Annotated in this window: 6 protein-coding genes; 4 read left to right on the top strand and 2 right to left on the bottom strand. The window is 72.8% G+C overall.

Annotated elements, in window-relative coordinates; genetic code table 11:
- Window positions 1–1,001: SGNH/GDSL hydrolase family protein (locus LCD35_RS22010; protein ID WP_225044759.1), on the top strand; the 1,001-nt coding region annotated here is incomplete at its 5' end.
- Between the two features lie 55 nt (window positions 1,002–1,056).
- Here LCD35_RS22010 and LCD35_RS22005 read toward each other — a convergent pair.
- Window positions 1,057–2,295: an ROK family transcriptional regulator gene (locus LCD35_RS22005; RefSeq protein WP_225044758.1), complete on the bottom strand. Its 1,239-nt coding sequence runs from the start codon at window positions 2,293–2,295 to the stop codon at window positions 1,057–1,059.
- A gap of 193 nt (window positions 2,296–2,488) precedes the next feature.
- Here LCD35_RS22005 and LCD35_RS22000 point away from each other — a divergent pair, with 193 nt between their 5' ends.
- The 3 genes from LCD35_RS22000 to LCD35_RS21990 are packed head-to-tail and all read left to right on the top strand — an operon-like array spanning window position 2,489 to window position 5,489.
- A complete protein-coding gene (locus LCD35_RS22000; RefSeq protein ID WP_224961275.1) occupies window positions 2,489–3,808 on the top strand; it encodes an extracellular solute-binding protein in 1,320 nt (439 codons plus the stop codon).
- Window positions 3,808–4,674, top strand: coding sequence for a carbohydrate ABC transporter permease (locus LCD35_RS21995; RefSeq protein WP_224961277.1), 867 nt, complete (start codon window positions 3,808–3,810; stop codon window positions 4,672–4,674). The genes LCD35_RS22000 and LCD35_RS21995 overlap by 1 nt, the downstream gene beginning before the upstream one ends.
- The gene (locus LCD35_RS21990) at window positions 4,671–5,489 is read left to right on the top strand and encodes a carbohydrate ABC transporter permease (protein ID WP_224961279.1); all 819 of its coding nucleotides are present in this window, start codon (window positions 4,671–4,673) and stop codon (window positions 5,487–5,489) included. Before LCD35_RS21995 ends, LCD35_RS21990 begins: the two co-directional genes overlap by 4 nt.
- Before the next feature lie 93 nt (window positions 5,490–5,582).
- Here LCD35_RS21990 and LCD35_RS21985 read toward each other — a convergent pair whose 3' ends face one another.
- Entirely contained in the window at window positions 5,583–5,756 is a 174-nt protein-coding gene (locus LCD35_RS21985) for a hypothetical protein (RefSeq protein ID WP_224961281.1), read from the bottom strand.
- Window positions 5,757–6,068 lie beyond the last annotated feature (312 nt).

Here is a 6,068-nt window from a genome sequence, read left to right as displayed (position 1 = left end):
GCCCCCTCCCGGAGGTCTCCGTGGACATCCCTCCCGCCGGTCCCGGCCGCCGACGACGCCTCGACCGGACCGCCGCGCACCCCCGCCGGGCGCTCCGCCGGGGCGCGGCCGCCGCCCTCGTGGCCTGCGCGCTGGCACCGGTGCCCGCGCACGCCGCCGAACCGCTCACCGCGGCACCGACCGCCGCGACAATGACCGCCGCGGCACCGATCCACTACGTGGCGCTCGGCGACTCCGCCGCCGCCGGCCCGCTGATCCCCGGACCGGACCCGAACCTCGCGTGCCTGCGCTCCACCCGGAACTACCCGCGGGTCGTCGCCGACGCGCTCGGCGCGGAGCTCACCGACGCGACCTGCTCCGGCGCCGAGATCGAGGACTTCACCGGCCGCCAGCACGGTTTCCTCCCCCCGCAGTTCGACGCGCTGAGCACCACCACCGACCTGGTCACCCTCACCATCGGCGGCAACGACGTGGACCTGGTCGGTGCCGCGGTCAGCTGCCTGAACGCGCTGCCGGAACCCATCGGGCGGTCCTGCGCGGAGAAGTACACGGCGCACGGCGACGAACTCGCCACCCGCGTCGACGGCATCTCCGGCGACCTCGACGCGGCGCTGGAGGGCATCGCGGCCCGCGCGCCGCACGCGAAGGTCGTGGTCGCGGGCTACGGCACCTACGTCCGGCCCGGCGGGTGCTACCCGAAGGAACCGATCTGGGGCCGGGACGCCGACTACATCCAGTCCAACGTGGACAGGTTGAGCGACCTGCTGCGCGAGCGGGCGGTCGCGCACGGTGCCGAGTTCGTCGACATCGGAGCGGTCAGCGAGGGACACGACGTGTGCGCCGCACCGCAGGACAAGTACCTGGAGGGCGTGCTGCCGACCTCGGTGGCCGCGCCGCTGCACCCGAACGCCCGCGGCATGGCGGCCTTCGGCCGCGCCATCGCCGACGCGGTGCGGGACGGCGCCGGGAGCGCGGCCGCCGAGGTGCGCGCCGACGCCTGACCGGGTCCCGCCCGTCCCGGGTCCGGGACGGGCGGGGACTCCGGGCGGCGCGGGCTCATCCGCCCAGCAACGTCGCCAGCCGCGGCGAGTACGCGTGGTCCAGCACCAGCGAGGCCGCGCCGACCGCGCCCGCGTCCTCCCCGATCAGCGCCGAGTGCACCTCCACCGGGCGGGCTCGTGCCGCCCGCACCTGGCCCAGCAGCTGCCTGCGCACCCGCTCCCGGATGATCTCCCCGCCGTGCCGCAGCGCGGGCCCGCCGAGCACGACCCGGTCCACGTCCAGCACGCTCACCACGGTCGCCAGCGCCTGCCCCAGCCTGCTCGCGGCCTGCCGCAGCAACCGGGCGGCGGCCACGTCGCCGCGCGCCGCGTCCCGGCAGATCCGCTGGTAGGCGTCGGAGATCGCGGCGCCGCCGGCGGCGCCGCCCGCGGCGGTCCACTCGGCGACGACGGCCCGCATCGAGCAGTAGGCCTCCAGGCAGCCGCGCTTGCCGCACGCGCACTCCTTGCCGGTGCCGGTGGGCAGGTGCCCGACCTCGCCCGCGTTCCCGCTGAGCCCCCGGTACACCTGGTCGCCGAGCACCACGCCCAGCCCGACCCCGGACCCCAGGTAGACGTAGACGAACGAGCCGGACCGCTCCGCGCCGCCCGACCACCGCTCGCCGATGGCCGCGGCGGTCGCGTCGTTGTCCATCACCACCGGCAGCCCGGCGCGCTCCTCCACCAGGTCGGCGAGCGGGACTTCGGGCCAGCCGGGCAGGTTCGGCGGGCTGAACACCCGGCGGTGGGCGTCGTCCACCGGACCCGGCACGGCGAGACCCACGCCGAGCACCCGGCCGCCCTCGACCTCCCCGTCCTCGGTGGATGCGGCCGTGGAGCGCCGCACCAGGTGCCCGACGGTGCGGGCGAGCGCGCCGACGACGGCGTCCGGGGAGGCGCCCGCGGCGACGCGCCGCGTGCTGCGCGCCCGCACCCGCCCGTCCAGGTCCAGCAGCACCCCGGTGATCCGCTCCGGATCCAGGTGCAGGCCCACCGACTGGTAGGCGTCCGGCACGACCCGCAGCATCACCCGCCGCTTGCCGCCGGTGGAGGGCGCGTGCCCGTCCTCGGTGACGAGCCCGTCGGCCATCAGCGCCCGCACGATGTTCGACATGGTCTGCGCGGTGAGCCCGGTCCTGCGGGCGAGTTCGACGCGGCTCACGCCGCCGTTCGCGCGGATCGCGTCCAGCACGACCGCGCGGTTGAACCCGCCCACCCTGGGGAGGTTGGTGCCCTGCCAGAACTCCTGCCGCATGCGGGGGCTCCCGAGGCGCTCGTGTCGTTGACTTGCTTCATCGAATGGAATTACGGTGCAGTGTGATCCTGATCTCACATCGGGCGCAAGCGCCGAGCGGGTCAGGTGATCGCGCAGCTCATCGAAGACCGGCCGGTCCCCGACCGGGGCGGCCGCGACGGCTACCGGGACGAGTCCCGCACCGGGAGGATCGATGCCTCGCCGACGATTACCCCTGGTCCTGATCGCCGCAGTGCTGGCAGCCACCGGCTGCGGCGGCGGGACGGCCGACGACCCGGACACGATCAGCGTGGCCTACCACCGCTACGGGAACTCCACGCAGGTCGACGCGTTGATGCAGCGGGTCAAGCAGCAGTACGAGCAGGCGAACCCGGGCAAGCACGTCTCGCTGGACCCGGTGGTGGCGCCCGAGGGCGAGTACCTGTCGAAGCTGCAGCTGCGGATGCGCTCCGCGAAGACCGCACCGGACGTGCTCTACGAGGACAGCTTCACCGTCAACTCCGACGTGGCCGCCGGCTACCTGGCGCCGCTGGACGAGCGGCTCGCGGACTGGGCGGACTGGGACCACTTCATCGACACCACCAAGCAGGCCGGGCGCGCCACCGACGGCCGCACCTACGGCATCCCGCTGGACACCGACACCCGCGGCATCTGGTTCAACCGCGACCTGTTCGCCCGCGCGGGACTGCCCGCCGACTGGGAACCGGACGGCTGGGACGACGTGCTCGCCGCCGCCCGCCGGGTGAAGCAGCGGTTCCCCGACGTGATCGGCCTGGACCTGCCGATGGGCAAGGCGGAAGGCGAAGCGGTGACCATGCAGACGGTGCTGATGCTGCTGCACGGCACCGAGACCGGTTCGCTGCACGACGGCAGGTGGATCGCGCCGAACGCGGGCTTCACCGAGGCGATGCGCTTCCTGTCCACCGCCGTCGGCGAAGGGCTCACCCAGAGCCGCGCGCAGATCGCCGACGCCCAGTACGACAAGAAGCTCCGCGACGACCTCACCCGGCAGGGGAAGGTCGCGATGCGGCTGGACGGCAGCTTCGCCTCCGGGCAGTGGGAATCCGCGGGCTGGCGGGACTGGGCGGAGACGATGTCCGCCGCGCCGATGCCGACGCGGGACGGCGGTGGCACCGTGTCGACGTCCGGTGGCTGGACGCTGGCGATGAGCGCTTCCGGCGGCAAGCAGGACGACGCCTTCGAGTTCCTCACGATCGCGTTGAGCCGGGACAACGTCACCGAGTACGCGCTGTCCTCCGGGAACCTGCCGTCCCGGGAGGACTCGGCGGCCGATCCGCGGCTCACCGCGGCGAACCCGCTGGCCGGGTTCTGGCTCGGGCTGCTGGAGGGCACGCACTACCGCCCGACGCTGCCGGAGTACCCGAAGATCTCCGAGGAGATCCAGCAATCGGTGCTCGACGTCGCGGGCGGCGCGGACCCGGAGCAGGTGTCCCAGCGGTGGACCGAGCAGGTGCGGCGCATCGCCGGCCCGGACGAGACCCGGGGCGGCTGATGCGCGGCGCCGTGCTGTCGCGGTGGTTGCTGCCGATGGCGCCCGCGGTGCTGCTGCTCGGCCTGTTCGTGGCGGGCCCGATCCTGTGGAGCGGTTACGTCTCGTTCACGAACGCGGCGCTGACCGGGGCGGCGGCGACCTCCCCGGAGTTCGTCGGCCTGGAGAACTTCCGCCGCCTGTTCGCCGATCCGGCGCTGTGGCACTCGGCGTGGCTGACGGTGGTGTTCACCGTCGGTTCGGCGGTGATCGGGCAGAACGGGCTCGGGCTGCTCATCGCGGTGCTGACCCGGCACCGGAACCGGCTGCTGCGCAACGCGGTCGGCGTCTCGGTGGTGTCCGCCTGGGTGCTGCCGGAGCTGGTGGCCGCGTTCGCGCTGTACGCGTTCCTGAACCCGGAGGGCACGTTGAACGCGCTGCTCGGCGCGGTCGGGTTGAGCCAGGACTGGCTGTTCAGCGCGCCGCTGCTGGCGATCGTGCTGGGCAACGCCTGGCGCGGCACCGCGTTCTCGATGCTGGTGTACCAGGCGGCGCTGTCCGAGGTGCCGACCGAGCTCACCGAGGCCGCCGAGGTGGACGGGGCGGGGGCGCTGCGCCGCTTCCGGCACGTGACGTTGCCGGTGATCCGCCGTTCGGTGCTGACGAACCTGATGCTGGTGACCTTGCAGACGCTGGGGGTGTTCACGCTGATCTACGTGCTCACCGCGGGCGGTCCGGGGGATGCGACGCAGACCTTGCCGCTGCTGATGTACGACGAGGCCTTCGAGCTGGACGAGATCGGCTACGGCGCCACGATCTCGCTGGTGCTGCTGGCGGTCGGCGCGCTGTTCGCCGTGGTCTACGCCCGCACGCTGCGGGAGGAGGTGTGAGCCGCCGGGGCGAGTCGGCGCTGGTCGGCTCGCTGCTCGGGGTGATCGCGCTGCTGTTCCTGGCGCCGCTGCTGTGGCTGCTCACCGCCGCGTTCGACGCGGAGGCGCCGCTGTCGGCGGCGGTGCCCCAGCGGTTCACGCTGGAGAACTTCGAGCAGGTGCTGGACTGGGAGACCACGATCCGTCCACTGTGGAACGGATTGCTGCTGTCCGGTGGCGCGGCGCTGATCTCGGTGCTGGCGGCGGTGTTGTGCGCCTACCCGCTGTCCCGCTACCGGTCCCGGTTCCGGCGGCCGTTCCTGTACACCGTGCTGTTCGCGACCGGGCTGCCGATCACGGCGGTGATGGTGCCGGTGTACAGCATGTTCGTCCGGCTGGACCTGGTCGATTCGATGTTCGGCACCACGCTGTTCCTGGCCGCGACCTCGCTGCCGGTGGCGATCTGGATGACGAAGAACTTCATGGACGGCGTGCCGATCAGCTTGGAGGAGGCGGCCTGGGTGGACGGGGCCTCGGCGATGCAGGCGCTGCGCTCGGTGGTGCTGCCGCTGATCGTCCCCGGCATGGGCGTGGTCGGGATCTTCACGTTCATCAACGCCTGGGGGAACTTCTTCGTGCCGTTCGTGCTGCTGCTGGACGCGGCGAAGCAGCCGGCCTCGGTGGGGGTGTTCGCGTTCTTCGGCCAGGGCGGGCTGATCGCCTACGGGCAGCTCGCCGCCTATTCGATCCTCTACACGGCTCCGGTGATCGGGCTGTACCTGCTGGTGTCCCGATCGCTGGGCGGCGCTTTCACGCTCACCGGGGCGATCAAATGACGTGTGCGGGAGCGGAAGTGGCACGAGCGGCGAGGGAATGATCTCCACTCGCCGCTCGTCCACCCGCAGATCCGCTCCTCGGGACACCGTCCATCAGGCCCGTTCCTTCTCGTCGACCGCGCCCGGACGAGCCGAGCCGAGCTCGCCTTCCGCCCGGGGCGCGGGAATCCGCACCTCGTGGTCGTCCGCGTCGTCGTGCCGGTCCGGTGCGAGCAAGACCATCACGATCGCGATCAACGCCAGCAGCAACAGCGCCGCACCCGCCATGACACACCTCCTCCCCTCGTGATCCTTTGTTCTTAGGACGTGCAGGGTGCCCGGCGGGTTCCGTTCCGTCGATCCATTTTTCGGAAGTTCCGGACCGATTCGCCGGTTTCGCGGACTGCGGTCGCGATGAATCCGCGGAATTGCGGGTTTCTTCCCGGAAATCGCGTGGGGGGGGGGGGGGGGGCGCGGGGGGGGGGGGGGGGGGGGGGGGGGGGGGGGGCGGGCGCGGCGGGGGGAGCTCCCGCGGTACTTGGGGGCGGTCAGCCGGAGCGCTGGGGGGCATGAAGCGCCTCGATCCGACCGGTCGCGTCC

The sequence above is a fragment of the Saccharopolyspora sp. 6V genome, from assembly GCF_020176785.1.
Lineage (GTDB): Bacteria > Actinomycetota > Actinomycetes > Mycobacteriales > Pseudonocardiaceae > Saccharopolyspora_C > Saccharopolyspora_C gregorii.
Note: the sequence above shows the minus strand (reverse complement) of the source record. Positions and strands in the feature narration are given on the sequence as shown.

Coding starts and splice junctions, on each gene's coding strand:
- LCD35_RS22000 (WP_224961275.1), top strand. CDS start 2,489: ATGCCTCGCCGACGATTACCCCTGGTCCTGATCGCCGCAGTGCTGGCA.
- LCD35_RS21995 (WP_224961277.1), top strand. CDS start 3,808: ATGCGCGGCGCCGTGCTGTCGCGGTGGTTGCTGCCGATGGCGCCCGCG.
- LCD35_RS21985 (WP_224961281.1), bottom strand. CDS start 5,756: ATGGCGGGTGCGGCGCTGTTGCTGCTGGCGTTGATCGCGATCGTGATG.
- LCD35_RS22005 (WP_225044758.1), bottom strand. CDS start 2,295: ATGCGGCAGGAGTTCTGGCAGGGCACCAACCTCCCCAGGGTGGGCGGG.